General features: G+C 62.4%; 22 protein-coding genes. 7 read left to right on the top strand and 15 right to left on the bottom strand.

What is annotated here, in order from left to right; all coding sequences use genetic code 11:
- Nucleotides 1-11 precede the first annotated feature (11 nt).
- The 14 genes from purF to ACR0NB_RS03860 all read right to left on the bottom strand — a co-directional run bounded on the left by purF (nt 12) and on the right by ACR0NB_RS03860 (nt 14,651).
- Nucleotides 12-1,472, bottom strand: a complete 1,461-nt coding sequence (gene purF / locus ACR0NB_RS03795) for an amidophosphoribosyltransferase (RefSeq protein ID WP_480774977.1) — start codon at nt 1,470-1,472, stop codon at nt 12-14.
- A 497-nt stretch (nt 1,473-1,969) separates the two neighbouring features.
- A complete protein-coding gene (locus tag ACR0NB_RS03800) occupies nt 1,970-2,539 on the bottom strand; it encodes a CvpA family protein (RefSeq protein WP_480774978.1) in 570 nt (189 codons plus the stop codon).
- Between the two features lie 40 nt (nt 2,540-2,579).
- A complete protein-coding gene (radA, locus tag ACR0NB_RS03805) occupies nt 2,580-3,944 on the bottom strand; it encodes a DNA repair protein RadA (RefSeq protein WP_480774979.1) in 1,365 nt (454 codons plus the stop codon).
- Between the two features lie 133 nt (nt 3,945-4,077).
- A complete protein-coding gene (locus ACR0NB_RS03810) occupies nt 4,078-4,860 on the bottom strand; it encodes a DNA repair protein (protein WP_480774980.1) in 783 nt (260 codons plus the stop codon).
- Between the two features lie 149 nt (nt 4,861-5,009).
- The gene (locus ACR0NB_RS03815) at nt 5,010-5,462 is read right to left on the bottom strand and encodes a paraquat-inducible protein A (protein ID WP_170338849.1); all 453 of its coding nucleotides are present in this window, start codon (nt 5,460-5,462) and stop codon (nt 5,010-5,012) included.
- A 425-nt stretch (nt 5,463-5,887) separates the two neighbouring features.
- A complete protein-coding gene (locus ACR0NB_RS03820; protein ID WP_170338853.1) occupies nt 5,888-6,634 on the bottom strand; it encodes an ABC transporter ATP-binding protein in 747 nt (248 codons plus the stop codon).
- Nucleotides 6,631-7,413, bottom strand: coding sequence for an MlaE family ABC transporter permease (locus tag ACR0NB_RS03825; RefSeq protein ID WP_170338351.1), 783 nt, complete (start codon nt 7,411-7,413; stop codon nt 6,631-6,633). Before ACR0NB_RS03825 ends, ACR0NB_RS03820 begins: the two co-directional genes overlap by 4 nt.
- The gene (gene alr, locus ACR0NB_RS03830) at nt 7,410-8,444 is read right to left on the bottom strand and encodes an alanine racemase (RefSeq protein WP_480633166.1); all 1,035 of its coding nucleotides are present in this window, start codon (nt 8,442-8,444) and stop codon (nt 7,410-7,412) included. Before alr ends, ACR0NB_RS03825 begins: the two co-directional genes overlap by 4 nt.
- A 231-nt stretch (nt 8,445-8,675) precedes the next feature.
- Nucleotides 8,676-10,166: a replicative DNA helicase gene (locus ACR0NB_RS03835; protein ID WP_170338856.1), complete on the bottom strand. Its 1,491-nt coding sequence runs from the start codon at nt 10,164-10,166 to the stop codon at nt 8,676-8,678.
- Nucleotides 10,167-10,367: 201 nt separating this feature from the next.
- Nucleotides 10,368-11,045, bottom strand: a complete 678-nt coding sequence (locus ACR0NB_RS03840; protein ID WP_480774981.1) for an orotate phosphoribosyltransferase — start codon at nt 11,043-11,045, stop codon at nt 10,368-10,370.
- 146 nt (nt 11,046-11,191) lie between these two features.
- Nucleotides 11,192-12,373, bottom strand: a complete 1,182-nt coding sequence (locus ACR0NB_RS03845) for an ammonium transporter (RefSeq protein WP_480774982.1) — start codon at nt 12,371-12,373, stop codon at nt 11,192-11,194.
- A 180-nt stretch (nt 12,374-12,553) separates the two neighbouring features.
- On the bottom strand, nt 12,554-13,030 hold the full coding sequence (locus ACR0NB_RS03850) for a CinA family protein (RefSeq protein WP_170338862.1): 477 nt from the start codon (nt 13,028-13,030) through the stop codon (nt 12,554-12,556).
- Nucleotides 13,027-13,524 (bottom strand): phosphatidylglycerophosphatase A family protein, encoded by a 498-nt coding sequence (locus ACR0NB_RS03855; RefSeq protein WP_480774983.1) that lies wholly within the window; start codon nt 13,522-13,524, stop codon nt 13,027-13,029. The genes ACR0NB_RS03850 and ACR0NB_RS03855 overlap by 4 nt, the downstream gene beginning before the upstream one ends.
- Nucleotides 13,521-14,651: a bifunctional 2-C-methyl-D-erythritol 4-phosphate cytidylyltransferase/2-C-methyl-D-erythritol 2,4-cyclodiphosphate synthase gene (locus ACR0NB_RS03860; protein WP_480774984.1), complete on the bottom strand. Its 1,131-nt coding sequence runs from the start codon at nt 14,649-14,651 to the stop codon at nt 13,521-13,523. Before ACR0NB_RS03860 ends, ACR0NB_RS03855 begins: the two co-directional genes overlap by 4 nt.
- Nucleotides 14,652-14,803: 152 nt before the next feature.
- On the opposite strand from ACR0NB_RS03860, the gene dusB reads away from it, so the two are divergent.
- The 7 genes from dusB (at nt 14,804) to ACR0NB_RS03895 (ending at nt 23,905) form a co-directional block, all read left to right on the top strand.
- Complete coding sequence (gene dusB, locus ACR0NB_RS03865; protein WP_480774985.1) at nt 14,804-15,820, top strand: tRNA dihydrouridine synthase DusB; 1,017 nt, start codon at nt 14,804-14,806, stop codon at nt 15,818-15,820.
- A complete protein-coding gene (locus ACR0NB_RS03870; protein ID WP_480694466.1) occupies nt 15,817-16,896 on the top strand; it encodes a two-component system sensor histidine kinase NtrB in 1,080 nt (359 codons plus the stop codon). Before dusB ends, ACR0NB_RS03870 begins: the two co-directional genes overlap by 4 nt.
- 16 nt (nt 16,897-16,912) lie before the next feature.
- Nucleotides 16,913-18,280, top strand: coding sequence for a response regulator (locus ACR0NB_RS03875; protein ID WP_170338872.1), 1,368 nt, complete (start codon nt 16,913-16,915; stop codon nt 18,278-18,280).
- Nucleotides 18,281-18,379: 99 nt separating this feature from the next.
- Nucleotides 18,380-20,668, top strand: coding sequence for a sensor histidine kinase NtrY-like (locus ACR0NB_RS03880; RefSeq protein ID WP_480774986.1), 2,289 nt, complete (start codon nt 18,380-18,382; stop codon nt 20,666-20,668).
- Nucleotides 20,665-22,074 (top strand): nitrogen assimilation response regulator NtrX, encoded by a 1,410-nt coding sequence (gene ntrX / locus ACR0NB_RS03885; protein WP_170338876.1) that lies wholly within the window; start codon nt 20,665-20,667, stop codon nt 22,072-22,074. The genes ACR0NB_RS03880 and ntrX overlap by 4 nt, the downstream gene beginning before the upstream one ends.
- A gap of 33 nt (nt 22,075-22,107) precedes the next feature.
- Nucleotides 22,108-22,680, top strand: coding sequence for a helix-turn-helix domain-containing protein (locus ACR0NB_RS03890; protein ID WP_480774987.1), 573 nt, complete (start codon nt 22,108-22,110; stop codon nt 22,678-22,680).
- A gap of 43 nt (nt 22,681-22,723) precedes the next feature.
- A complete protein-coding gene (locus ACR0NB_RS03895; RefSeq protein WP_480774988.1) occupies nt 22,724-23,905 on the top strand; it encodes an MFS transporter in 1,182 nt (393 codons plus the stop codon).
- 10 nt (nt 23,906-23,915) lie between these two features.
- Here the strand turns inward: ACR0NB_RS03895 and ACR0NB_RS03900 are convergent, their stop codons facing one another.
- Nucleotides 23,916-24,395, bottom strand: a complete 480-nt coding sequence (locus ACR0NB_RS03900) for a hypothetical protein (RefSeq protein WP_093962235.1) — start codon at nt 24,393-24,395, stop codon at nt 23,916-23,918.
- Nucleotides 24,396-24,469: the final 74 nt, after the last annotated feature.

Genomic DNA, 24,469 nt, shown 5'->3' on the forward strand with positions numbered 1-24,469 from the left:
GAATTTCGGCCTTATTCGGCCGCCGGTTGCATCTTGAACCCTTGTTCAACCATGTCCGCCGGAGTGACGGGATACTCGCCCGAGAAGCATGCATCGCAGTATTGCGGGCAGTCCTTGCTGCGGCCCTGCGATTCGCCGACCGCCCGGTACAGCCCGTCCAGCGAGATGAACTTGAGGCTGTCGACCGCCAGATGCTTGGTCATTTCTTCCTCGGTCATCGTGGCGGCCAGCAGCTTTTCGCGCTGTGGCGTGTCCACGCCGTAGAAACAAGGCCAGGCCGTGGGCGGCGAGGCGATGCGGAAATGCACCTCTTTCGCGCCGGCATCCAGGATCATTTCCTTGATCTTGCGGCTGGTCGTACCGCGCACCACCGAGTCGTCAACCAATATCACCCGCTTGCCCTCGATCAGGGCACGGTTCACGTTCAGCTTGAGCCGCACGCCCATGTTGCGGATCTGTTCGGTGGGTTCGATGAAGGTGCGGCCCATGTATTGGTTGCGGATTATCCCCATCGCATAGGGGATGCCCGACTCCAGCGAGTACCCAATCGCCGCGGGCGTGCCGCTGTCGGGCACGGGGCAGACCAGATCCGCCTCGACGGGGCTTTCCTTGGCCAACTCGCGCCCGATGGCTTCGCGTGTCTCATAGACCGAGCGTCCACCCAGAATCGAGTCGGGGCGCGAGAAGTAGACATGCTCGAAGATACAGAATTTGCTGGGTTGTCGGCGGAACGGGAAGTGGCTTTCAACACCGTTCTTGGCATTGATCACCACCATTTCGCCGGGCTCGATCTCGCGCAGGAATTCGGCACCGATGATGTCCAGGGCACAAGTTTCCGAGGCCAGGCACCAGCCATCGCCGATTTTGCCCAAGACCAGCGGGCGTACGCCCAACGGGTCGCGGACGCCGATCAGCTTGGTACGGGTCATGGCGACCACCGAGAAGGCGCCCTCGACCCGGCGCAGCGCGTCCTCCATCCGTTCCGGGATGTTGCGTTGTAGCGAGCGTGCCATCAGGTGGATGATGCATTCGCTGTCGGACGAGCTTTGGAAGATCGAGCCGCGCTCGATCAGCTCGCGCCGCAGAGCATTGGCGTTCGTGATGTTGCCATTGTGCGCAATCGCGGCCCCGCCCATCGAAAACTCGCCAAAAAACGGCTGGACGTCACGGATGGCGGTTTGGCCCTTGGACCCGGCCGTGGAATAGCGCACATGGCCGATCCCGATCGGTCCGGGCAGGCTTTCCATCACGTCGGACGAGGTGAAATTGTCGCGCACATAGCCAAATCGACGGGCCGAGTTGAAACCGAGTTCGGGATCATGGGTGACGATCCCGCCCGCTTCCTGCCCGCGGTGCTGCAGGGCATGCAGACCAAGAGCAACGAAATTGGCGGCATCCTTGACGCCGACGACCCCGAAAATCCCGCATTCCTCGCGGAGCTTGTCATCATCGAACGGGTGGGCGGGGGGCATCTGCGGGCTATGCAAGACAGGCAGCTCCGATTCCATGGCGAGTTGGCCCTCACATAATGCCTAATGCCCCCCATGTCACCAAAGGATCATAATTCGTTTTGCCGCAGGCTGGGTTTCTGGTTTTATGGGGCCGCGAACATGAGTGTTTCCCGTGTTTTGAAGGCGCTGCGTGGAATGATGCCGGCAGCATTTGACCGAGGGCAAAACAGGTATGTGGCAGGGACGACCGGGCCAGAAAAAAGACGAGCACGTCAAACGCCGGTGCCATCGGTGCCGCGGAATGGGGCGTGCCCCTTGCCAGATATGCAACGGGAAGGGCGAAGTCCTGAAGGGCCGAGACCACTTGGGCAAGCCCCAGTTCAGCCGGTGTGACGGATGCTTTGGCCTGAAAACCAACCGCTGCTCGGTTTGTGGGGGCGAAGGGTTCGTCTGACCCTCTGACAAAAGAAAAGCCCGGCTGGCAGCCGGGCTGGTTCGTTTTGCTTGGCTGGTAGCTGTTACTGGCCCTGAGAATCCGCTGTGCAGGATGCAACAAGCTCTTCGTACTGGGTGGTCACCCAACCCAGGGCAGCCTCGGGGTTCTGTTCTTCGATCCTGTCGCTGAACTGCTCGAATACCTTGGCCGATCGGCTTTCGTCGACGATCGTGTAGGACTGGCCGGTCATCACGGTGTCGTAGACAAAGAAGGCGATGGCAACCAGCAGAATGCCGCGGGCAATGCCGAAGAAGAAACCCAGCGCCTGATCCAGCCCACCCAGCGCCGAGCGCTGTACCAGGGACGAGAACAACGGGGTGAAGATGCTGACCACGATGAGCGCAATGGCAAACACTGCGGCAAAGCCCGTAACCACTGACAATTCGCAGCTGTCACGCAAGAAGTCTCCGACCACAGGGATTTCCTTGACCAGCGGCACGGCTTGCGGAGCAAAGATGAAGGCCAAGACTGCGGCGGCGACCCAACCTGCAATGGCCATGACCTCGCGCATGAAGCCGCGCGAATAGGCCAGAATCCCCGACAGCACGATGATCAGGGCAACGAGCCCGTCAATTATTGTAAAACCTTCCATGGTCCTCGCCTGTTCTTTTTCTGCCCCTCGAGGCGCGACTTTAACCTGCTCCGAAGGTTTCGCCAACAAACCCAACCAAATCAGAGGGTCGGGTGAGTGTCAGACCTGCCACAGTACCGGTTTTGCCGCCTGCCGGAGCAATTGCTGCTGTGAAACCAAGTTTTTGCGCTTCTTTCAACCTGTTTTCGGTCTGCGGCGCTGGTCTAAGTGCCCCGGATAGCGAGATTTCTCCGAAAACCACGGTGTCGGCGGGCAGGGCGGTGTCCTCGCGCGCGCTCAGCAGAGCGGCGGCCACGGCAAGGTCGGCTGCGGGTTCGCTGATCTTCAGGCCTCCGGCCACGTTCAGATAGACGTCGAGCCCTGCAAAGGGGATGCCGCAGCGCGCTTCGAGCACGGCGAGGATCATCGCCAGCCGCCCGCTGTCCCACCCGACGACCGTGCGGCGGGGCTGTGAGTGGGGCGAGGGCGCGACCAGCGCCTGCAGTTCGACCAGCACGGGCCGCGTGCCCTCGATGCCTGCGAAAACGGCCGAGCCGGGGCTGGGTTTGCCGCGTTCCGAAAGGAACAGGGCCGAGGGGTTGGTGACCTGCGCCAGACCTTTACCGGTCATCTCGAACACGCCGATCTCGTCGGCGGGGCCAAAGCGGTTCTTGACCGCGCGCAGGATGCGAAACTGGTGGCCGCGCTCGCCCTCGAAATAGAGGACGGTATCGACCATGTGTTCGACCACGCGGGGGCCGGCGATCTGGCCTTCCTTGGTGACGTGACCCACCATGATGATGGATACGCCGTGGCGCTTGGCAAAGCTGGTGAGCTCGTGCGCGGCGGCGCGGACCTGACTGACTGATCCCGGTGCGCTGTCGACATTGTCCGCCCACATGGTCTGGATCGAGTCGATGATGGCCAGGCCGGGTTTCTCGGCCTCGAGCGTGGTGAGAATGTCGCGCAGGTTGGTCTCGGCCGCCAGTTGCACCGGCGCGTCCTCGAGCCCCAGCCGGCGCGCGCGCATGCGAACCTGGGCGCTGGCTTCCTCGCCCGAGATATAGATGGTTTTCAGGCCCGACCGGGCAAACCGCGCGGCGGCCTGCAACAGTAGGGTGGATTTGCCGATGCCCGGATCGCCGCCCACCAGCAGGGCCGAGGCCGGGACCAGCCCGCCGCCTAGGACACGGTCCAGTTCCTCGACACCGCAGACTGTGCGGGGGGGCGGGGCCTCCTCGGTGGAGAGGTCAGTCAAGGTGACGGCCTGGCCGCGTTTGCCGCCCAGTGATTTCTTGGCTGGGCCCGCCGACAACGGGGCCTCTTGAACTATGGTGTTCCACTCGCCACAGCCATCGCAGCGGCCGGACCAGCGGGAATGCGAGGCGCCACAGGCCGAGCAGGTGAAAGTCGTCGTCTTTGCCATGGCGCAATTCGTGCCCGAGCTTGCGCTGTTCTTCAAGCCCTTCCGGTGTTCAATCCGGACTGACGGGCCGCGGCGTCAGGCCCGGGCGGGCCATCCTTCGCGGCGGGTGCTGGCGCACCTGGTGAGTGAGTGGCTATTCGGCGGCGCGGGGCGGTGGCATGGCGATGACGCTCGACGCGGTCGGGTCGCTGTCGTCCGGCGGTGTCTGCAACTGGGCGGAAAGCTCGGGCAAGAGCTCGAACAATTCTTCGCGCAGGCGGGCCAGTTGCGCCTTGGCGATGGACTCTTCGATCTCGATGTCGCGGGTCCACTGGCGCAATTCATGCTGTATGGTCTGGGCGTCTTCGATCCGTTGCTGGAATAGTTCGACCTCTTCCTGCCGCTGTTGCAGGAACGCCCGCGCTCGGGCAACTTTGGCCGCGCCGTAGGTCTCGGCCAGTTCGTGGCTGACCTGGCTCATCTGCGCGGCCAGTTCAAGGATCTCGGGCTCCAGCGATTGCAGGTCGGGGTGATCGCGGAGGAAGGCCATGCGCTCCTTGACCGCGTCAAACTCCGAGGCCAGCGCGAACACGCCGCTGCGGTCGGACGCATGGGCGATCTGGTAGGCATCGACCACGTCCTGCATCTGCAGCGAGAACTTCCGATGTGCGTTTTCCAACGCCATCATGCGCGCGCTGGAGGGCAGATAGAAGGCGAGCATCAGAACCAGAGCGGTCAGACCGATCTGGATGTAGATGCCTGCGTTCGGGATGTCCTGCCCGCCCAATCCAGCCTGCATCGTCAGCCAGGGCCAGACATTCACGGCGGCAAGCAGGGTGGCGGATACGGCAAACAGGGCGGCGGCACAGATCAGGAAAAAAGTCAGTCGCAGGAATACGTTCTGGAAATGAATTGAAATCGAATGGAGGGCGGCCATGACAGTCCTACTCCTTTGGAAACCGGCAATACCGGGCCCGGGCGGAGTATCCATCAAACGTGCAAGACGGTCCGCGTCGGACCCTGAAACAAAAATGACTTGGCTGCTCGAATACTGGCCATCATAGCCAGAAATGCGTTTTCAATCAATCAGGTCCGGAGGTTTCGTGAACCAAGTTTCACTTCGGTAACGTATCCCAGCGCGATCGACGCAAGGATGCAGCCGGTGAAAAGGTACAGGCCCCACGCTGTTTCGATCGTTGCGTATGAGATACCCTTGGCCAAAGTGATGTAGAGCGCGATGAGGAAGATATCTGCCATGGCCAGCTTGCCCATGATGTTCAGCGCGGGTTGGACACGCGGGTCCAGCAGGTCCCATTGGACCAGCGCGGTGCCGATGGTTTTGATGTATGGGGCGAACAGGGCAAAGACGGTGACGACCAGCGCGAGGAAGATGTCGGATTTCCAGAGGGATTGGAGGCCGGTGATGACGCTGATCTCGCTGAGGCCGAAGATCGGCAGCAGGCCAGCGCGCATCAACGGGGCGAACCACGCGATGGGGTAAAGGATCAGTAGGGACAACGTGGCGAGGCGTAGGGTCATGAGTTCCCAAAACTATCAGATATCTTCTTTCATTGTAGAAATCGTTGAGCCTTGCAGAAAAAAGCGAAGTCAAAAGCAGCCCAAAAATCAATATCCGAATGCTTGGAGCACCTGATAGAAACCAATTCCAGTTACTAACGCTACCGGAACAAAGGCAAAACCGAGTACCCGCGCCCAACCGGGCAATTCACTTTTGACTGTTGGAAAGCTCGCGATGATTACGACAGACACCAACGCCCAAACGTTGCCTAGAAAAAAGACTATTGCCGACTGTGCGAGCAGGGAAACAAATATCGTTAAGCCAGCCAGAATTATGCTTACAGAGTGCACGGGCATTTTCTTGAAGCAAACGATAATCAAACACAACGCGTACAACCAAAAAGCAGGCCATCCGTAAAGAATTGTGTAACTTAAGAAAGGTTGGTTCACCGCACCGCCTCAATCGGCCCTTCCGCACTCCCACTGATGAACTGCTCCACATAGGGATCACCCGAGGAATCCATCTGGCTGACGGGCCCGGTCCACTGGATCACCCCGTCATGCAGCATCGCCACATTGTCGGCAATCGCGCGGACCGAGCTCATGTCGTGCGTGATGGTCATCGCGGTGGCGCCCATTTCGGTCACGATCTCGCGGATCAGGTCATTGATGACGCCGGACATGATCGGGTCCAGCCCCGTAGTGGGTTCGTCGAAGAAAATGATCTCGGGTTCGGCGGCGATGGCGCGGGCCAGACCTACGCGTTTCTGCATGCCGCCCGACAGTTCGGACGGGTAGAGATCTGCCACCTTGGCGCGCAGGCCCACGCGGCGTAGTTTCTCGATCGCGATTTCACGTGCCTCGTCCGTCGGTCGTTTCAGCGAGCCGCGCAGCAGGCGGAAGGCCACGTTCTGCCAGACGGGCAACGAGTCAAACAGGGCCGCGCCTTGAAACAGCATCCCGAACCTGGCCAGAAAGGCGTCTCGGTCACCGGTCTGGGCGTCCTGCCCATCGACAAAAATCTTGCCGCTGTCGGGTTTGATCAGGCCAAGGATGCATTTCAGCGCCACGGATTTTCCGGTGCCCGAGCCACCGATGATCACCATGGACGTGCCTTTTGCAATCTCGAGGTTCATGCCCCTGAGCACGTGGTTGTCGCCGAAGGCCTTGTGTACGTTCTCCATCCGGATCATAGCGAGAAGAACACCCCTGTAAGAACGAAGTTGGCGGCAAGGATCAGGACAGCGGCGGCCTCGACCGAGCCCTTGGTTGCGCGGCCCACGCCTTGCGCGCCGCGCCCCGAATGCATGCCGAAATAGCAGCCCATGATGGCCGCGATCATGCCGAACGCCGCTCCTTTGACCAGCGAGGACAGGATGTCGAGCGGCTCGAGGAAATCGACCGTGTTTTTCAGATAGGCTGCCGGGTTGAAGCCGAGGTTCTGCGTCGCCACGGCGTAGCCGCCCGCGATGCCGATGATGTCGCCCACGGCAACCAGAACAGGGACGGTGATCAATGCGGCCAGAACGCGCGGGGCCGCCAGGTATTTCATCGGGTGGGTCGACAGGGTGACCAGCGCGTCGATCTGCTCGGTCACTTTCATGGTGGCGATTTCAGCCGCGATCGACGAGGTGACGCGGGCTGCGATCATCAGGCCAACCATGACGGGACCCAGCTCGCGCACCATGCCGATGGCGACGATCTGGGGCACCACGGCCTCGGCGTTGAAACGCGCGCCGCCGGCGTAGATCTGAAGCGCCAGCGCCCCGCCGGTGAAAATGGTGGTCAGCCCCACCACCGGCAACGACAGCCAGCCGATGTTCAGCAGAGCCATGCCCAGTTCACGCGGGTAGAACGGCGGTCGAAAGATGTGTGACAGAGCATCCAATGCAAACAGCGCCACGCGGCCGAACGCCGCCAGCAGGTTCAGGACCGCGCGGCCCAGTTCGCCAAGCCATGCGAGTGGATTCATTCGACATAGCCCCGCGAGTAGCGGCTGCCGAGTGAGGTCAGGATCTCGTACCCGATGGTGCCTGCGGCCTCGGCCAGGTCGTCCACCGTCTGATGGCCGTTCAGAATTCGCAGACGTTCGGGCGTGTGCGGTAGGTCGGTGACGTCGACGGTGATCAGATCCATCGAGATACGTCCGACGACGGGGCAGGGCAGGTCGCCGGCGAAGGTGTCGATGCCGCCACCGATGGCGCGGTGCAGCCCGTCGGCATAACCCGCGGCCACGGTTGCGATCCGCGAGGGGCGCCGGGCTTTCCACGTGTTGCCGTAGCCGACGGTTTCTCCGACTGCTAGGTCGCGCACCTGTATCACCGGCAGATCGACGGTGACCACAGGTTTGGCGCCCGCAAAGGGCAAGCCGCCATACAGGCCGATGCCGGGCCGACAGAAATCAAAGTGGAATTCCGGCCCCAGCAGCAGGCCACCGGTGGCCGCCAACGAACGCGGAGCCGATACGCCATCGGTCATCTCGCGGAAGGTTTTCAGCTGTTGCCGGTTCATGGGATGGTCCGGTTCGTCCGAACAGGCTAGGTGCGACATGACCACGACAGGGTTCAGCGCCTCGGTCCGGCTGCGCAGAGCGGCCCAGTCGGAAGGCTCCAGCCCGAGGCGGTTCATGCCACTGTCCAACTGAATCCCGAACGGATGGACCGGCAGCGCCTGCAGGTGGCGTTGGAATTGCTCGGGCGAGTTGATCAGCGGCACAAGGTCGTGATCGCGCAACAGGTCGGCGTCGCCCTCCATATGGCCTGAAAAGACGCAGATCAGCGGGCCGGGGCCAATCGCCTGACGGACGGCTGCACCTTCCTCGGCAACGGCGACAAAGAACTTGCGGACGCCTTCTTCGGCCAGCGTGTTGGCAACTGGTCCGGCGCCCAGACCATAGGCGTCGGCCTTGACCACGGCTCCGGTCTCGACATCGGTTTTTGCGTCCAGCGCCCGCCAGTTACTGGCCAGCGCATGAAGGTTGATCGTCAAACGTGCAGTACTCATGACCCGTTCATGACATTGCGCCGCACGAGGTCAAGGGGGAATGCGCTGCAAACGCGCGTAAAGTCCTTGCCATGGGCGGCTTGTAGCCGGGTTGCGCAGGTCCGTGCGGGCTTGAACGCGGGCAAGACAGCCTGCCAGCATTGTCCGAATATCCGGGCCAAAACCGTTGGCTGATCCAGATCGTTCATCCGGCGCATTGGGCCGCGGCACATGGATTCGGGCCTGATGGGCTTAGTAGCCTTCGATCTGGCCACCCTGCTGCCAGGGTTTGACAAGGTTGCCAAATCGGGTGAACTGCGCCTCGAAGGACAGTTCGACCGTGCCGATGGGGCCGTGGCGCTGCTTGCCGACGATGACTTCGGCCTTGCCGTGCAGGCGCTCCATCGCCTGCTTCCACTCTTCCATCTTCTCCAACTCGTGATCGCCGGGCTTTTCGCGCTCTTTGTAGTATTCCTCGCGGAACACGAACATCACCACGTCGGCGTCCTGCTCGATCGAGCCGGATTCGCGCAGGTCGGACAGCTGCGGGCGCTTATCGTCGCGGTTTTCCACCTGACGCGACAACTGCGACAGGGCGATGACGGGAATATTCAGCTCTTTCGCGATGGCCTTCATGCCCATCGAGATCTCGGCGATCTCGTTCACGCGGTTGTCGGACATGCCGCGGCACAGCTGCAGATAGTCGATGACCAGCAGGTCCAGCCCATGCGTCCGCTTGAGCCGCCGCGCCCGGGCCGCCAATTGTGAGATCGGTAGAGCCGGTGTGTCGTCGATGTAAAGCGGACAGGCTTCCAGCGCTTTGGCCGCATCGACGAAACGGCGGAACTCGTCCTCGGTCATGTCGCCTTGACGGATCTTGTGGCTGGAAATTTCGGACGCCTCGGCCAGAACCCGTCCGGCCAGCTGCTCGGCGCTCATTTCCAGCGAGAAGAATCCGACGACGCCGCCGTCCACCGCACCCTCGGTGCCATCGGCGCGCTGACCCCGCTTATAGGCTTTGGCCACGTTGAACGCGATGTTGGTCGCCAGCGAGGTCTTACCCATCGACGGACGCCCGGCAAGGATGATCAGGTCCGACGGGTGCAACCCGCCCAGCTGTTTGTCCAGATCGACCAGCCCGGTCGAAATCCCGGCCATGCCGCCGCCGCGCTGATAGGCCTCGTTGGTGACATTCACCGCCTCGGTCACGGCCTTGAGGAAGGATTTGAACCCCTGTTCGGTCTGGCCCTGTTCGGACAGCTTGTAGAGCTTTTGCTCGGCCTCGACGATCTGTTCCTTGGGCTCACTGGCCACTTCGACCCGCGCGGCCTTGTCCGAGATGTCGCGACCAAGCCGGATCAGTTCGCGCCGGATCGCCAGATCATAGATCATCTGGGCATAGTCATGCACGGCGAAGGCGCTGATCGAGGCCCCGGCCAGCTTGACCAGATAGGCCGGGCCGCCGAGTTCCTTCAAACCCTCGTCCTCGGCCATGAAGGATTTCAGCGTCACCGGCGATGCCAGCGCGTTCTTGGCGATGCGCGCGGCGGCGACCTCGTAGATGCGGGCATGGACCGGGTCATAGAAATGCTCGGGCCCGATGATCGAGGCGACCCGGTCATACAGGTCGTTGTTGGTCAGGATCGCGCCCAGAAGCTGCTGTTCGGCTTCGATGGAATGCGGCATGGTCTCGGCGTTCTGAATCTGCGCCGCTGCCTGCTCGATACTGCTGATCTCGTTCATTGCTGCTCTCGCTGTCCCCATGGGACAAAGGTCATATCGCGGCCCCGTGAGTCGGGGCAAATTGTATGTTTTCTGGGGATATGCTGTGCATATCTTCCGCTCCTGCATCTTGCCGCAGGGATCGGTCATTCGTCAACATCTTGTGGATAGGTAGCAAGGCTGACGGCCAGTGTTTCCTGGCCGGCAACAATGGCTCGACAGTCAGCTCTTGTTGGCGTCCTGCCAGCCGCGCGGGTCGTTCAGGAAGGCCTCGACCCCGTCCAGCGTTTCGGCGTCGAACGTGCCCTGTGCCTTGGCCTCGGCCAGAACGTCCCACCAGGTGCACAGGTGGTGCAACTGCACGCCATGATCGCCCAGCGTCTTTTCGGTTTCGGGGAAGATGCCATAATAGAAGATCACCGCCGTATGTCCGCAGGTGGCGCCCGTTTCGCGGATCGCGTCCACGAAGGACAGTTTCGAGCCGCCGTCGGTGGTCAGGTCCTCGATCAGCAGCACGCGCTGGCCTTCGGTCATGGCCCCTTCGATCCGGGCGTTGCGGCCATAGCCCTTGGGTTTTTTGCGCACATAGGTCATCGGCAGGGCCATGCGCTCGGCCACCATAGCGGCGAAGGGGATGCCCGCGGTCTCACCACCGGCGATGTTGTCGAAGGCTTCGAACCCGGCATTCCGCATGACGGTGACCGTCAGGAAGTCCATAAGGGTCGACCGGATGCGCGGGTACGAGATCAGCCTGCGGCAATCGATATAGGTGGGGCTGGGCAGGCCACTGGCCAGCGTGAACGGCTCGCGCGCGTTGAAATGCACCGCCTTGATCTCCAGCAGCATCCGCGCGGTCAGGCGGGCGATTTCCGTGCTGTCGGGAAAGGAACTGGGGATCATGGCGGGACCTCGGTGCTGAAATGACGTTGCGGGCTGATAGCCTGCCGACCGGCCCGATGTCGAGAGGGGTTGGCGCAAAAGAAAAGCGGACCTCCCAAGAGGTCCGCTTGATGCCCGGATGGGCAGTCGAGCCAGCCAAGGTGGGCTTAGCTGCTCATGTCATAGGCCCGTTCGCCGTGGACCGACAGGTCGAGCCCGTTCGTTTCGGTCTCGGCGTCTACGCGAAGCGGGGTGACAAGCGCAACCACCTTGATCAGCACAAACGTGACAACTGACGTAAAGACACCCACGATCACCAGCCCGCCCAACTGCGTGGTCCAGGCGCCCAAGCCGAAGACGGCGATCATGATGGTGCCGAAAATGCCGCCCACGCCATGCACGGCGAACACGTCCAGCGTATCGTCGATGTTCAGCACGTTGCGGACCACGTTCACCGCCTCCTGGCACAGGATGCCGGCAACCGCGCCGATGATCAGCGCCTGAACCGGATCGACATAGCCCGAGGCCGGCGTGATCGAGGCCAGACCCGCGATGGTCCCGGTGACCAGACCGACCAGCGAGGCCTTGCCGTATTTGATCCGCTCCCACAGCGCCCAGCTGAGCGATGCGGTGGCGGCCGAGATATGCGTGACCGTCAGCGCCATGGCCGCGCCGCCATCCGCGGCCAGCTGCGAGCCGCCGTTGAAGCCGAACCAGCCGACCCACAGCATCGCGGCCCCGATCATGACGTATCCGGGGTTGTGCGGCGGGGTGGTGCGGTTCTTGCGCGGCCCCAGGACCCACGCGATGATCAGAGCGGCCAGACCGGCGGTTTCATGCACCACGATGCCACCGGCAAAGTCGCGCACGCCAACCTCGCCCAGGATGCCGCCATCGGTCAGGATGCCGCCGCCCCAGATCCAATGTACCACCGGCGCATAGCACAGCAGCATCCAAAGGCCCGAGAAGACCAGCACGAAACCAAAGCCCACGCGTTCCACATAGGCGCCGACGATCAGGGCCGGGGTGATGATGGCAAAGGTCATCTGGAAGGCAAAGAACAGCACCTCGGGCAGGGTGCCCGACAGACTGTCGACATCGACGCCGTTCAAAAACGCCTTGCCCAACCCGCCCCACAGGCCGGAACCGCCGTCACCGAAGGCGATCGAATACCCGGCGACCAGCCACAGGATGCTCATCAGACAGGCGATCGCGAAGCAGTGCATGAAAACGCTCAGCACGTTGCGGGCGCGCACCAGCCCGCCATAGAACAGGGCCAAGCCCGGCAAGGTCATGAACAGGACCAGCGCCGTCGCGACGATGATCCAGGCGGTATCGGCTCCGTTCATTGGGCCGTTCTCCTCTTTCCTGAAGCTGCGCCAAGGGGCGCGGTGTGAGTGACGTGCCGAGGGTTCAACTGAACGGCGGCCGAGGAAAAAAGAGGCAGGGTGCGAAAAAGGTGCCTGTTTTGGCGTCCTTTTTCCAATTGGTGACAAAAAGTGCGCCGTATCCGGGCGGTTGCCAAAAATTTAGGCGAGTTCGGAAAGGCCGTTTTCCAGCAGTTTCAGCGCATGATCCCGCGCCGCGCGTCGGACGTTGGCGCGGCCCGCGGCGCCGAACTCGACGGTTTCGGTCAGGGTGGGGTGGCCTGTGACGGCGAGGCCGAAACAGACCCGGCCCTCGGGCTTGAACTCGGACCCGCCGGGCCCCGCGATGCCGGTGATCGAGACCGCTAGCTGCGCCTGGGAATGCGCCAGCGCACCCTCGGCCATTTCGCGGGCGACCTCTTCAGAAACGGCACCATGGGCCTCCAGCGTCTCGGCACGCACGCCCAGCATGTCCTGCTTGGCGGCGTTGGTATAGGTGACGAAGCCTCGGTCAACCACGGCCGAGCTGCCGGGAATGTCGGTCAGCGCGGCGGCGACCATGCCGCCCGTGCAACTTTCTGCTGTGGCGATCATGACGTTCAGCGCCTTGGCGCGGTCGAGCAGTTCGGCGACGGTCATAAGCCCAGTACTCCATGTGAGATCCCGGCCAGGATCAGAACGCCCACGGCCGCGAACAAGCCCGCGATCACGTCATCCAGCATCACGCCCAAGGGGTCGCCACGACGGTCGGCCCAGCCGACGGGGCCTGGCTTGGAGATGTCGAACAAGCGGAACAGCAAAAACCCGGCGATCCAGCCCGGCCACAGGGCGGTGACCGCGATGTCATGCGCCCAGGCCGGATAAGACACGGCCCAGATAGCGATGAATTGGCCCGCGACCTCGTCGATGACGATCTCTGAAGGGTCGTGATCGTCCTGCCCGGCAGTCATGACGCCCGTGGCCCAAGTGCCGGCCGCAAATACGGCGACGGTTGCGACGGCCAGCAGCGGGAAGCCGCCCAGCAGGTGCAGCACCAAGGCCAAAGGCAGTGCGGCCAGCGAACCCCAAGTGCCGGGGGCAGGGCGCAGATATCCGACCCCGCCGACGGTTCCGATCAGGCGCGCCAGGGTCATGGTTTCACCAAGCAGGCGGTCGCGATAGCGGCGATGCCTTCCTTGCGGCCGGTAAAGCCCAGACGTTCGGACGTGGTGGCCTTGATCGACACGCGGTCGGCCTCCAGCCCCATGATTTCGCTCATTTTCTGCCGCATCGCCGCAGCGTGCGGGCCGATCTTGGGGTACTCGCAGACCAGCGTGCAGTCGACGTTCGAGATGCGAAAGCCCATGCGCGCGGCCAGATCCACCGCATGGCGCAAAAAGATCTCGCTGGTGGCGCCTTTCCACTGCGGGTCGGACGGGGGGAAGTGCTGACCGATATCGCCCTGCGCCAGCGCGCCATAGATCGCGTCGGTGACGGCGTGCATGCCCACATCCGCGTCGGAATGGCCCTGCAGCCCCCGATCATGCGGGACCTCGACGCCGCACAGGATCACGTGATCGCCCGGCCCGAACCGGTGCACGTCATATCCGTTGCCCAGCCTTACATCCATGTCTGACCTCAATATCCTTTCGGCCCGGACAAAATCCTCGGGCCGTGTGATTTTCAGATTGTCCGCGTCGCCCGGCACGATGGCCACGTCAAGTCCGGCGGCGCGCGCAACCTCGACATCATCGGCGGCCCCGCCGGGATGCGCCGCATGCGCGGCGACGATGGCGTCATAGCGGAACCCCTGCGGCGTCTGCGCGGCAAACAGGCCCGCGCGATCTCGGGTGCCGGTTACCCGATCCTCGGCCCCGGTCCACAGCGCATCGGTGACCGGCAGCCCCGGCGCCGCGGCGGCGTGGGTGTCGAGGGCCGCCAGCACGTCACCAATGATCCGCGCGCTGACACAGGGCCGAGCCACGTCATGGATCACAACCTTGCTGACGCCGCGATCGGCCAGCGCCTGCAGCCCGTTGCGCACGGACTCTGCGCGGTCGGCGCCGCCGGGCGCAAGAATCAGGCCGCTGTCGGCGAATTCCGCCCAAGCCTCGGGGTCGTCGGGGGACAGGACCAGCACAACCAGTGGCACCTGCGCCTTGATCCGCTCGATCGTCCAGTCGGCCACACGCCGCCCGGCCAAGGGGCGCCACTGCTTGGGCTGGCCCCCTCCGGCGCGCAGGCCGCGCCCGGCGGCGACGATGATGGCGGCGGTTGTCATGTTTGAATTTCCGACCTTCGTTTGGCTTCCGTGTTTAGGCGGCGGTGAAAGCAGAGGCAATCACTCGCGGTAAGCTGATTAAAAAATAGGCATATGATGATTTTGCGGGCTTGTTGGTCGCGGATTTGTTGTTCATATGCCCCGGATTCGATATGAAAACCGCAATTGCTCAAGGATTAGGCACGTTGACGCTGCGCATTGCCGAGAAAACTTTGACCCCGCCGGTTCTGCTGGCGCCGATGGCCGGAATCACCGACCGACCCTTTCGTGACCTCGTCATGCGGTTCGGCGCCGGGATGGTGGTCAGCGAGATGGTCGCCAGCCAGGAAATGGTGCAGGCCAAGCCCGGCGTGCGCGAACGGGCCGAGCTGTCGGCGGATGTGGAAAACACCGCCGTACAACTGGCCGGGCGCGACGCCTATTGGATGGCCGAGGCCGCGCGGCAGGTTGCCGACCGGGGCGCGCGGGTGATCGACATCAACATGGGCTGCCCGGCCAAGAAGGTGACGAACGGTTATTCCGGCTCGGCCCTGCTGAAGACGCCCGATCACGCCCTCACCCTGATCGAGGCGGTCGTGGACGCGGTGGAGGTGCCGGTGACGCTCAAGACCCGGCTGGGGTGGGACGACACGCTGCTGAACGCGCCGGACGTGGCGCGGCGGGCGCAGGAGGCCGGCATTCAGATGGTGACGATCCACGGGCGCACGCGCTGTCAGTTCTACAAGGGCGAGGCGGACTGGGCCGCGATCCGCGCCGTCAAGGATGCCGTCAGCATTCCGGTCGTGGCCAATGGCGACATCACCAGCCCCGGGCGTGCGCAGACAGCGCTGGAGCAGTCGGGCGCGGAAGGCGTCATGGTGGGCCGCGGCGCGCAGGGCAAACCGTGGCTGCTTGCGCAGATCGCGCACGAGCTGTGGGGGACGCCAGCGCCGGAGGTTCCCGAGGGCGACGATCTGGCCGACATGGTGCGGGCGCATTACGAAGCGATGCTGGGGTTCTATGGCACCGATCTGGGGCTGCGTGTCGCACGCAAGCATCTGGGCTGGTACATGGACGAGGCCGGAACGCCTGCGTCGCTGCGCCGCGCTGTCCTGACCTCGCGCGATCCGGCCGAAGTTCTGCGGCTGATCGGCGACGCTTTGACGGAAAATGCCGAGGTGGCAGCATGATTTCGGATCAGGTCATCTGGGCATCGCTACCGGTTCCCGCCTTCATCATCGACCCCGAGGATCGCATCGCCGACGTCAATTCCTCGGGTGAGGGGTTCCTGAACGCCTCACGCAAATCGGTGGTCGGGCATCCGGTCTGGGACCAGATCGCCGTGGACGCGCCGTTGGAAGAGGCGTTCACGCGCGCCCGCGAGCAGGGAACGCCGCTGTTCGTTAATGACGTGGACGTGGGCTCGGGCAATCGCGCGCCGCTGCAATGCGCGCTGCAGATCGCGCCGCTGCTGGGGCATCCGGGGTCGATGATCATGATCGTCTCGCCGCGCGAACTGGCCAGCCGCATGACCCGCGGCAACACGGTCAAATCGGCGGCGCAATCGGCGATCGGCATGGCCGAGATGCTGGCGCATGAAATCAAGAACCCGCTGGCCGGGATCACCGGTGCCGCGCAGTTGCTGAGCATGAATATCGGCCCGCAAGACCTTGAGTTGACAGATCTTATCGTGGCCGAAAGCCGCCGGATCGTGAAGCTGCTCGAGCAGGTCGAGCAGTTCGGGAACCTCTCGCGGCCCGAGTTCAAGCCGGTCAACATCCACGATGTTCTGGACCGTGCGCGCCGCTCGGCTCTGCTGGGCTTTGGCGCGGACATGACCATCATCGAGGATTACGACCCCTCGCTGCCACTGGCCTATGGTGACCCGGATCAGCTGTTGCAGGTGGTTCTGAACCTGCTCAAGAACGCGTCCGAGGCCGCTGGCCCCGAGGGCGGAACGATCCGCCTGCACACCTATTTTGAACATTCCTTCCGTCTGCGGCGCAGTGACGGTTCGGGCCACTCGTTGCCGCTGCAGATCGAGATCATCGACGATGGCCCGGGCCTGCCCGAGGATATCCGCGGCGATATTTTCGACCCATTCGTTTCCGGCAAGGAAAACGGCACCGGCCTTGGCTTGGCGCTGGTCAGCAAAATCGTGTCCGACCACGACGGTTGGATCACGGCCGAGTCGGTACCGGGGCGGACAGTCTTCCGGCTGTCGCTGCGCCGCGCGCCGCGCGAGGCAGGGCAGGACAAAGAATAATCAAGGAGAACACCAGATGGATGGCACGGTACTGGTTGCAGATGATGACAGAACGATCCGGACGGTTCTGACCCAAGCCCTGACGCGGGCGGGCTGCAAGGTGCATGCGACCTCGTCCCTGACGACGCTGATGCGTTGGGTCGGCGAGGGCAAGGGCGACGTGGTGATTTCGGACGTGGTCATGCCCGATGGCAACGGGTTGGAAATGCTGCCCAAAATCGCGCAGGACCGGCCGGGCCTGCCGGTGATCGTGATCTCGGCCCAGAACACGATCATGACGGCGATCCAGGCGGCCGAGGCGGATGCCTATGACTATCTGCCCAAGCCGTTCGACCTGCCGGATCTGATGAAGCGCACCGCCCGGGCTCTGGACCGCAAGCAACGTGTTCAGATCGAACCCGCGGACACATCCGAAGACCGCCCCGACGAGCTGCCATTGGTCGGCCGGACCCCGGTGATGCAAGCCCTGTACAGATTGGTCGCCCGGGTCATGAACACCGATCTTTCGGTAATGATTTCAGGTGAAAGTGGAACGGGCAAGTCTCTGATTGCGCGGGCAATTCACGATTTCTCAGACCGGCGGACACTGCCCTTTGTGACTGCTACTGCAGCAGACCTGCGCGACCTGGAGGGTCCGGCCCGGGTCATGGCACGGGTGCGCGGCGGTACGTTGCTGATCGACGAAATTGCAGACCTGGACGATGAAATCCAGGCTCGGATCGTGCGGATGATGGACACGCCCGGCGACCACGTTCCGCGCTTCATGGCGACCAGCCAGTCGGACTTGACCGAGGCGATGGAAAGCGGGCGGGTGCGGCAGGACCTTTACTACCGCCTCTGCGGTGCCACCATCCATGTGCCAGCCCTACGCGAGCGGGTCGACGACATCCTGTTGCTGGCCGAGCATTTTCTGGCCCGCGAAGAACGCGAAAACGGCACAAAGCGGCGGTTGGGCCCTGACGCGATCGAACTTGTGCGCCGGTATTCCTGGCCCGGCAACGTGCGGCAACTGGAAAACGCTATCCGGCGGCTGAGCCTGACCAGCCGATCCGACGAAATCACCAAGTCCGAGGTCGAGGCCGTCTTGGGCAGTCAGCCCGAGGCCGAACCACTGCTGAGCGGGAGCGAACGAGAGAAGCTGTCTTCGTCGGTTGCGCGGCATCTACGTCGTTACTTCGACCTTCATGGAAACATGCTGCCGCCACCGGGTCTGTACCAGCGCATTCTGCGCGAGGTCGAGGCTCCGCTGATCGAAATCGCGCTGGATGCGACCGGAGGAAATCAGGCAAAATGTGCCGATTTGCTGGGGATAAATCGGAATACGCTGCGCAAAAAAATCACTGATCTCGATATTCAGGTGACACGTCGGCGCAAACTGATGTAATCTCGCCACACAAACCGTGGCATCCGGGCACAGCCCCGGAAAAGACCACGACATATGGCGGTACGCCGCGAAAGCGGCACATCAGGATGAGGGCAGACGGTGGTATCCCGGGCACAGAAACGGCCGGCATTATCCCTGAATCGGTGGCGTAAGTCCCGGAAACTGCGCAATTTCGGCACCTTGGGGCTGGTTGTGTTGGGGCCGGTCCTGACCCTTGCGACCTACCTTGTAATCGGGCCGTTTGACCTGGGTGCGAATGCCCCCACGCTTCGGCTGATTCTGCTGGCAGACCTTGTCTACATTCTGGTCGTGGCGGCCCTGGTTCTGGGGCAGTTGGGCAATCTTATTGCGGCGCGCCGGGCCAAATCGGCGGGCTCTCGCCTACACCTGAGGCTGATCGGTGCGTTCACGCTGTTGGCGCTGGTGCCCACGGTGACGGTTGCGATTTTTGCCGGTCTGACCGTGAATATCGGGCTTGAGGGATGGTTCTCGGACCGGGTCAGGCAGGTGGTCGGATCTTCGCTGACGGCCGCCGAGGCCTATGAACAAGAGCACGAACAGGGTCTGACGCAGGATGCCACGGTTCTTGCGCGGTTTCTTGACAATGCACGCAAGCTGGACTTCTACATCTCGGATGCCGAGCTGCGCGAGGTGCTGGCCCAGGGGCAGGCACAGATTCAGCGCGGACTGCGCGAAGCCTACGTGATTGACGGCAGTGGTGAAATCCGGGCCCGCGGAGACAGGTCTTATCTGTTCAACTACGAACCGCCGACACCCGAGCAGTTGGAGCAGGCCCGAGAAGAGGGTCTGTTGATCATCGCGGACTGGCCCAACAACGAATTTCGCGCTCTGGTGCCGCTGCGCGCCTATCTGGACCGATACCTGTATGTCAGTCGCGCCGTAGATGGCCAGTTGTTGACCCTTTTGGATGACACCAAGGAAACCGCGCAGTTCTATCAACAGTTGGAAAACGAACGGGGCAGGGTGCTGTTCGAGTTCGGGCTGCTGTATCTGGGGTTTGCGGTAATCCTCATCTTGGCGGCCGTTTCGCTGGGTATGTGGTTCGCCGAGCGGCTCTCGCGCCCGGTTGGTCGTCTGACCACCGCCGCGCAGCGGGTCGGGGCCGGTGATCTGGACGTGCAGGTCATCGAGGAGGCCAGCGACGACGAAATCGCCATGCTGGGGCGCTATTTCAACCAGATGACCCGGCAATTGAAGGCGCAGCGGGGTACGCTGCTTGAAAACACCCGCCAGATCGAAAGCCGCCGCCGACTGTTCGACTCGGTGCTCAGCTCGGTGACTTCTGGCGTTGTCGGGGTGGATCCGGATGGTCAGGTGACATTCGTCAACCGATCGGCCGAGCGCTTGCTGGACTGGAAGGGCCATGAGCAACAATTGGCAATCGGCATCGCCGTGCCCGAGTTCCTGCCTTTGTTCGAAGCGCTGAAAGAAGGCAACCAGGAAGCAATTCAGGACGAAATCAAGGTCACCCGCAAGGGACAGCTGGAAAACCTGCTGGTCCGGATGGCAACCCGGCGCGGCGAGGACGGCAGGCTGGAAGGTTACGTGGTCGCCTTTGACGACGTGACCGATCTGGTCAGCGCCCAGCGTATGGCGGCATGGGGTGATGTGGCCCGCCGCATCGCGCATGAGATCAAGAACCCGCTGACCCCCATTCAGCTGAGCGCCGAACGCATCCGGCGGAAGTTCGCGCGGAAACTGGATGAAGAGGACAGCGCCAGCCTTGAATCCATGACCGACGTGATCGTTCGCCAGACCAGCGATCTGCGCCGGATCGTCGACGAATTCTCGAAGTTTGCCCGAATGCCCGAGCCCGACCGGCACGAGGAAGATATCGCGGGCCTGGTGCGCGAGGCGGTTCTGCTGCAGCAGGCCGGTCAGCCAGACGTTCAGATCGACGCGGAGATCCCGGACCAGCCAGTATTGGCCGATGTGGACGCGACGATGCTGAACCAGGCGCTCACAAATCTGATCAAGAACGCCGGCGAAGCCATCGAAACCCTGAAAAAGAAGGGTCCGCCCGACAACCTCAGCCCGCAGATAAAGGTGCGCCTGTCCACGGATGACGACGGAACACTGATTACCATCGCGGACAACGGCATCGGGCTGCCCGAAGACCGGGCGCGGCTGTTCGAGCCATATGTGACCACGCGCGACGAAGGGACTGGCCTGGGCCTGCCCATCGTCAAGAAAATCATTGAAGAACACGGCGGTACGCTGACCCTTGAGGATGCGCCCGTGTTCGACGGACAGGACCATTTTGGCGCAATGGCCGTGATCCGGTTGCCGAAGGCCAACACGGCCCCGGTCGCAGCGCCGCAAAAGCAGGCAATTAAAACCAAAACACTGAAAGCAGGCCAAAGATGAGTGACATTCTGATCGTAGATGACGAGCGCGATATTCGCGAACTGGTGTCCGACATTCTGGAGGACGAAGGATATTCCACCCGGCTGGCCGGCAACTCGGACGAGTGCATGGCCGCGATCAACGCAGAACCACCCGGGCTGCTGATCCTGGATATTTGGCTCAAGGACAGCCGCATGGATGGAATCGACATTCTGAAGGCGGTCAAACGCGACAATCCGGATGTTCCGGTGGTGATCATATCGGGGCACGGAAATATCGAAATCGCCGTCGCGGCGATCAAGCAGGGGGCATATGATTTCATCGAGAAGCCCTTCAACATCGACCAGTTGATGGTGGTGATCCGCCGCGCGATGGAAACTTCGCGCCTTCGTCGCGAGAATGCCTCGCTCAAGCGCAAGGAAGTCAGCAATTCCGACATGATCGGCAAGTCGGCTGCGTTCCGCGCGATGCTGAGCCAGTTGGACAAGGTGACCAAATCCAACGGTCGGGTGATGCTGCGTGGTCCTGCTGGATCGGGCAAGGAAATCGCCGCGCGCTACATTCATGCGCACTCGAACCGGGCGAACGCGCCCTTTGTCACGGTCAACTGCGCAGGGGTCGAGCCCGAACGCATGGAAGAAGTGCTGTTCGGCCGTGAATCCGCCGAGCGTGGCGTTGAGTCCGGTCTGCTCGAACAGGCCCATGGCGGTGTGGTCTATTTCGACGAGGTTGCCGACATGCCGTTGGGCACGCAGTCCAAGATCCTGCGTGTCCTCGTCGATCAGCAGTTTCAGCGGGTGGGTGGCTCGGACAACGTCCGTGTCGATCTGCGTGTGATCTCTTCCACTAACCGCGACCTTGAAACCGAGATTGCCGCGGACCGGTTCCGCGAAGAGCTGTATCACCGCCTCAACGTCGTCCCGATTGCGGTGCCGTCTTTGGAAGAACGGCGCGAGGATATTCCTGTCCTCGCCAAGCATTTCATCGAGATGTGCAACGAAACCCAAGGCCTCCCCGTGCGCGAGTTGTCGGAAGAGGCCGTCGCTCTGCTGCAGACCATGAGTTGGCCCGGCAACGTGCGCCAGTTGAAGAACCTGGTCGAGCGGGTTTTGATCCTTGGTGATGGCACCGGACCGATCGAAGCGCGGGAATTGCCGAATGAAGAGGAAAAGGCCGACGATTCCGGCCGGGTCGTGCTGTCGGGCGCTTTGGCAACGCTGCCACTCCGCGAGGCACGAGAGGCGTTCGAGCGTGAGTATCTGCTGACCCAGATCAATCGCTTTGGCGGCAATATCAGCCGCACGGCCAGTTTCGTTGGAATGGAACGCAGCGCCCTGCACCGCAAGCTGAAATCGCTGGGTGTAGTCACGTCGAACAAGTCGGGCGCGCGGGTGGCGCAACTAGACGAGCCTGAACCGGCGGAATAGGGGCCGGGGCAGGTCAACGGGAGGCGCCCGGCTATGACGCTATCGATGATCCAGCAGGGATTTCCCGCCTTTGGTCGTCGTGTCAAACGGCTTCGGCGGGCCACCGGGATGAAGCAGTCGGCGCTTGCACATGTGATGCGGGTCGATCAGGCCACGGTGTCGCGCTGGGAAAACGGGGTCCAGACCCCAAGCCCTGAACAACAAGCTGCGGTTTTCACGGCGCTTTCGTATCACCGCGCCGACGATGCAGCACTGAAGCGGCTTGTCGGCAGTTCGCAAGCCTGTCTCCATCTGGTGGACGAAGCGAGCCATGTTTGTCTGGCCTATTCACCCAGCCGCGCACGGGATTGGTCAGCCAGCCAGCACTCGTTGTTGGGGGTGTCGCTGTGGCAGTTTGCGACCGACGAGATCCGCCAGGCCGAAATGGAGCTGACGGACGAGGGTTGGTGGGACCTGCAAGTGCCAAATCCCAAGGCTTTCATTACTTCTCAGGCCGTGCACGACCAGATCACCATCAGCGCAGGCCAAATTGTATGGGAGCGGCTGTATCTGGCCGATGGAACCCCAGTGCGCCTTGTCAGCGGCACGCGCGTACGCGCCGCATAATATATGCGTTCACCTCGCCAGAGGCCGAGGGTAGAACGCGGGTGTGACTCAATCTTTTCGCATATTCCTGCAGGTGATCCTGTTATGGGTGGCTGGACTGGGCGCGGCCACGCAGTTCGCCAAGATCGCCGTTGCCTTCGACGCGGTCGGTGCATTGTACCCAGGCTATGGGGATTCGATCGGCTGGTTGTTGTCGATCATCAGTTTGATGGGCGCCGTTCTGGGGGCCATGTCAGGCGCCATTACCGCGCAGTTCGGACCGGTCCGCCTGCTGGTGTTCGGTTTGCTGCTGGGCGGCGTTGTATCGGTGTTCCAGTCCACCGTGCCTAGCTTTCAAGTGATGCTGGCCAGCCGGATCATCGAGGGCGTTTCGCATCTGGCGATCGTGGTTGCCGCTCCGACGCTGATCGCACAGATCACACGCGGAGCCGCGCGCAATGCCGCCATGGTTTTGTGGAGTTCTTTCTTTGGAGTTGCCTTTGCGCTGAACGCTTGGTTCGGTCTGCCGATGATCCAGCGTTTTGGATTGGCGGATTTCTTCATGGGCCACGGGTTCCTGATGGCGCTGATTGCAGGACTGGTCGCCGTGTTTCCGCCAAAGGTTCCGCCCATCGCGACGGAACGGCAGGGGTGGGGGCTGGGGTCCATCCTGAAGACGCATCTTGAAACCTACCGCTCGCCCCGCATGGCAGCACCGGCGATCGGATGGTTCTTCTACACTCTGACCTTCGTGTCGTTGCTGGCGATCCTGCCCGGCCGTATGCCCGAGGATCAGTCGGTTCTTGTAGCCAGTCTGATGCCGCTGGCAGGAATCGTGCTGTCGTGGGTCGCGGTGCCCGTGCTCTTGACTTTCCTGACCGCGGTCACGGTTGTAAATCTTGGTTTTGCGGCCGGGATGGCTGCCCTTGCCCTGCTGTTTTTCGGAGCGCCTCTGCCCGTTGTCGGCATTGCGCTGTTTGCGGTGTTGGGCCTGGTACAGGGCGGCAGTTTCGCGGCGGTTCCTCAACTGAATGGCTCGGTCCGGGATCAGGCGCTGAGCTATGGGGCGATGGCGCAGATGGGAAATGCGGGCAACCTGCTGGGCACACCTGTTCTGCTTGCTATCCTTTGGCGCGCCGGAGAGAGCTCGATGTTCGTGGCCGTACTTGTATTCTATGCAGCCGCCATCGCAGCACATCTGTTCCTGTCACTCCGCCGGCGATCGTCGCCTGGCGATCTGGCCTGAAGTCAGCCGGTCATCCCGGCAACCCCGGCGTGATGATCTGGAATGAGCCGTCGTCGAATTTGACGAAACAAGAGGCCGTGCCCAATGGCGGCAGTACGGTTGTTCGGGTCGGTGGAACGCCCGACTTGACCGACTGTTTGCAGGGCGGCAGGCTGATGGGGCGGTAGCCCTTCTTGGCCATGCACTGCGCCTCGACCGTGTTTCGCAGCCCCTGATTTACATCTACGGTGTAAACGCGGCCCGGCTCCCACCATCCTCCGGTGCGGTAGCATCGCCCGCGCCCGTCGCAATAGGTGCGGCCCGGCCAATAGGTGGGCGGGCTTTGGCGCACCTGGTTTGCAACCGGTGCATCCTTCAGCGCCTGCACTTGGCATTCGGTCGTTTCTGCCTGCATCCGCGAGACGCTTTCGCCTTCGCGATAATACATCGACAACGGCCCGCATCCGGCCAGCAGGGCAAGGGGAACAAGCAATCGAAGCACTGTTTTCATTCGCTTATCTTGCATCACACAGGCCGTCATGACAATTCGATTGACCGCTCTGTGGGCATCTGTCATTCAAAACG

The sequence above is a fragment of the Ruegeria sp. CG3 genome (assembly GCF_056537205.1).

Bases quoted from the DNA above. Each gene is read 5' to 3' on its own strand.
- ACR0NB_RS03855 (WP_480774983.1), bottom strand. From the start codon at position 13,524: ATGACCCTGGCGCGCCTGATCGGAACCGTCGGCGGGGTCGGATATCTG.
- ACR0NB_RS03800 (WP_480774978.1), bottom strand. From the start codon at position 2,539: ATGGAAGGTTTTACAATAATTGACGGGCTCGTTGCCCTGATCATCGTG.
- ACR0NB_RS03870 (WP_480694466.1), top strand. From the start codon at position 15,817: ATGATTTCGGATCAGGTCATCTGGGCATCGCTACCGGTTCCCGCCTTC.
- ACR0NB_RS03850 (WP_170338862.1), bottom strand. From the start codon at position 13,030: ATGACCGTCGCCGAACTGCTCGACCGCGCCAAGGCGCTGAACGTCATG.
- ACR0NB_RS03845 (WP_480774982.1), bottom strand. From the start codon at position 12,373: ATGAACGGAGCCGATACCGCCTGGATCATCGTCGCGACGGCGCTGGTC.
- dusB (WP_480774985.1), top strand. From the start codon at position 14,804: ATGAAAACCGCAATTGCTCAAGGATTAGGCACGTTGACGCTGCGCATT.
- ntrX (WP_170338876.1), top strand. From the start codon at position 20,665: ATGAGTGACATTCTGATCGTAGATGACGAGCGCGATATTCGCGAACTG.
- ACR0NB_RS03840 (WP_480774981.1), bottom strand. From the start codon at position 11,045: ATGATCCCCAGTTCCTTTCCCGACAGCACGGAAATCGCCCGCCTGACC.
- ACR0NB_RS03860 (WP_480774984.1), bottom strand. From the start codon at position 14,651: ATGACAACCGCCGCCATCATCGTCGCCGCCGGGCGCGGCCTGCGCGCC.
- alr (WP_480633166.1), bottom strand. From the start codon at position 8,444: ATGAGTACTGCACGTTTGACGATCAACCTTCATGCGCTGGCCAGTAAC.
- ACR0NB_RS03820 (WP_170338853.1), bottom strand. From the start codon at position 6,634: ATGATCCGGATGGAGAACGTACACAAGGCCTTCGGCGACAACCACGTG.
- radA (WP_480774979.1), bottom strand. From the start codon at position 3,944: ATGGCAAAGACGACGACTTTCACCTGCTCGGCCTGTGGCGCCTCGCAT.
- ACR0NB_RS03890 (WP_480774987.1), top strand. From the start codon at position 22,108: ATGACGCTATCGATGATCCAGCAGGGATTTCCCGCCTTTGGTCGTCGT.
- ACR0NB_RS03810 (WP_480774980.1), bottom strand. From the start codon at position 4,860: ATGGCCGCCCTCCATTCGATTTCAATTCATTTCCAGAACGTATTCCTG.
- ACR0NB_RS03835 (WP_170338856.1), bottom strand. From the start codon at position 10,166: ATGAACGAGATCAGCAGTATCGAGCAGGCAGCGGCGCAGATTCAGAAC.
- ACR0NB_RS03900 (WP_093962235.1), bottom strand. From the start codon at position 24,395: ATGAAAACAGTGCTTCGATTGCTTGTTCCCCTTGCCCTGCTGGCCGGA.
- purF (WP_480774977.1), bottom strand. From the start codon at position 1,472: ATGCCCCCCGCCCACCCGTTCGATGATGACAAGCTCCGCGAGGAATGC.
- ACR0NB_RS03825 (WP_170338351.1), bottom strand. From the start codon at position 7,413: ATGAATCCACTCGCATGGCTTGGCGAACTGGGCCGCGCGGTCCTGAAC.
- ACR0NB_RS03815 (WP_170338849.1), bottom strand. From the start codon at position 5,462: ATGACCCTACGCCTCGCCACGTTGTCCCTACTGATCCTTTACCCCATC.
- ACR0NB_RS03875 (WP_170338872.1), top strand. From the start codon at position 16,913: ATGGATGGCACGGTACTGGTTGCAGATGATGACAGAACGATCCGGACG.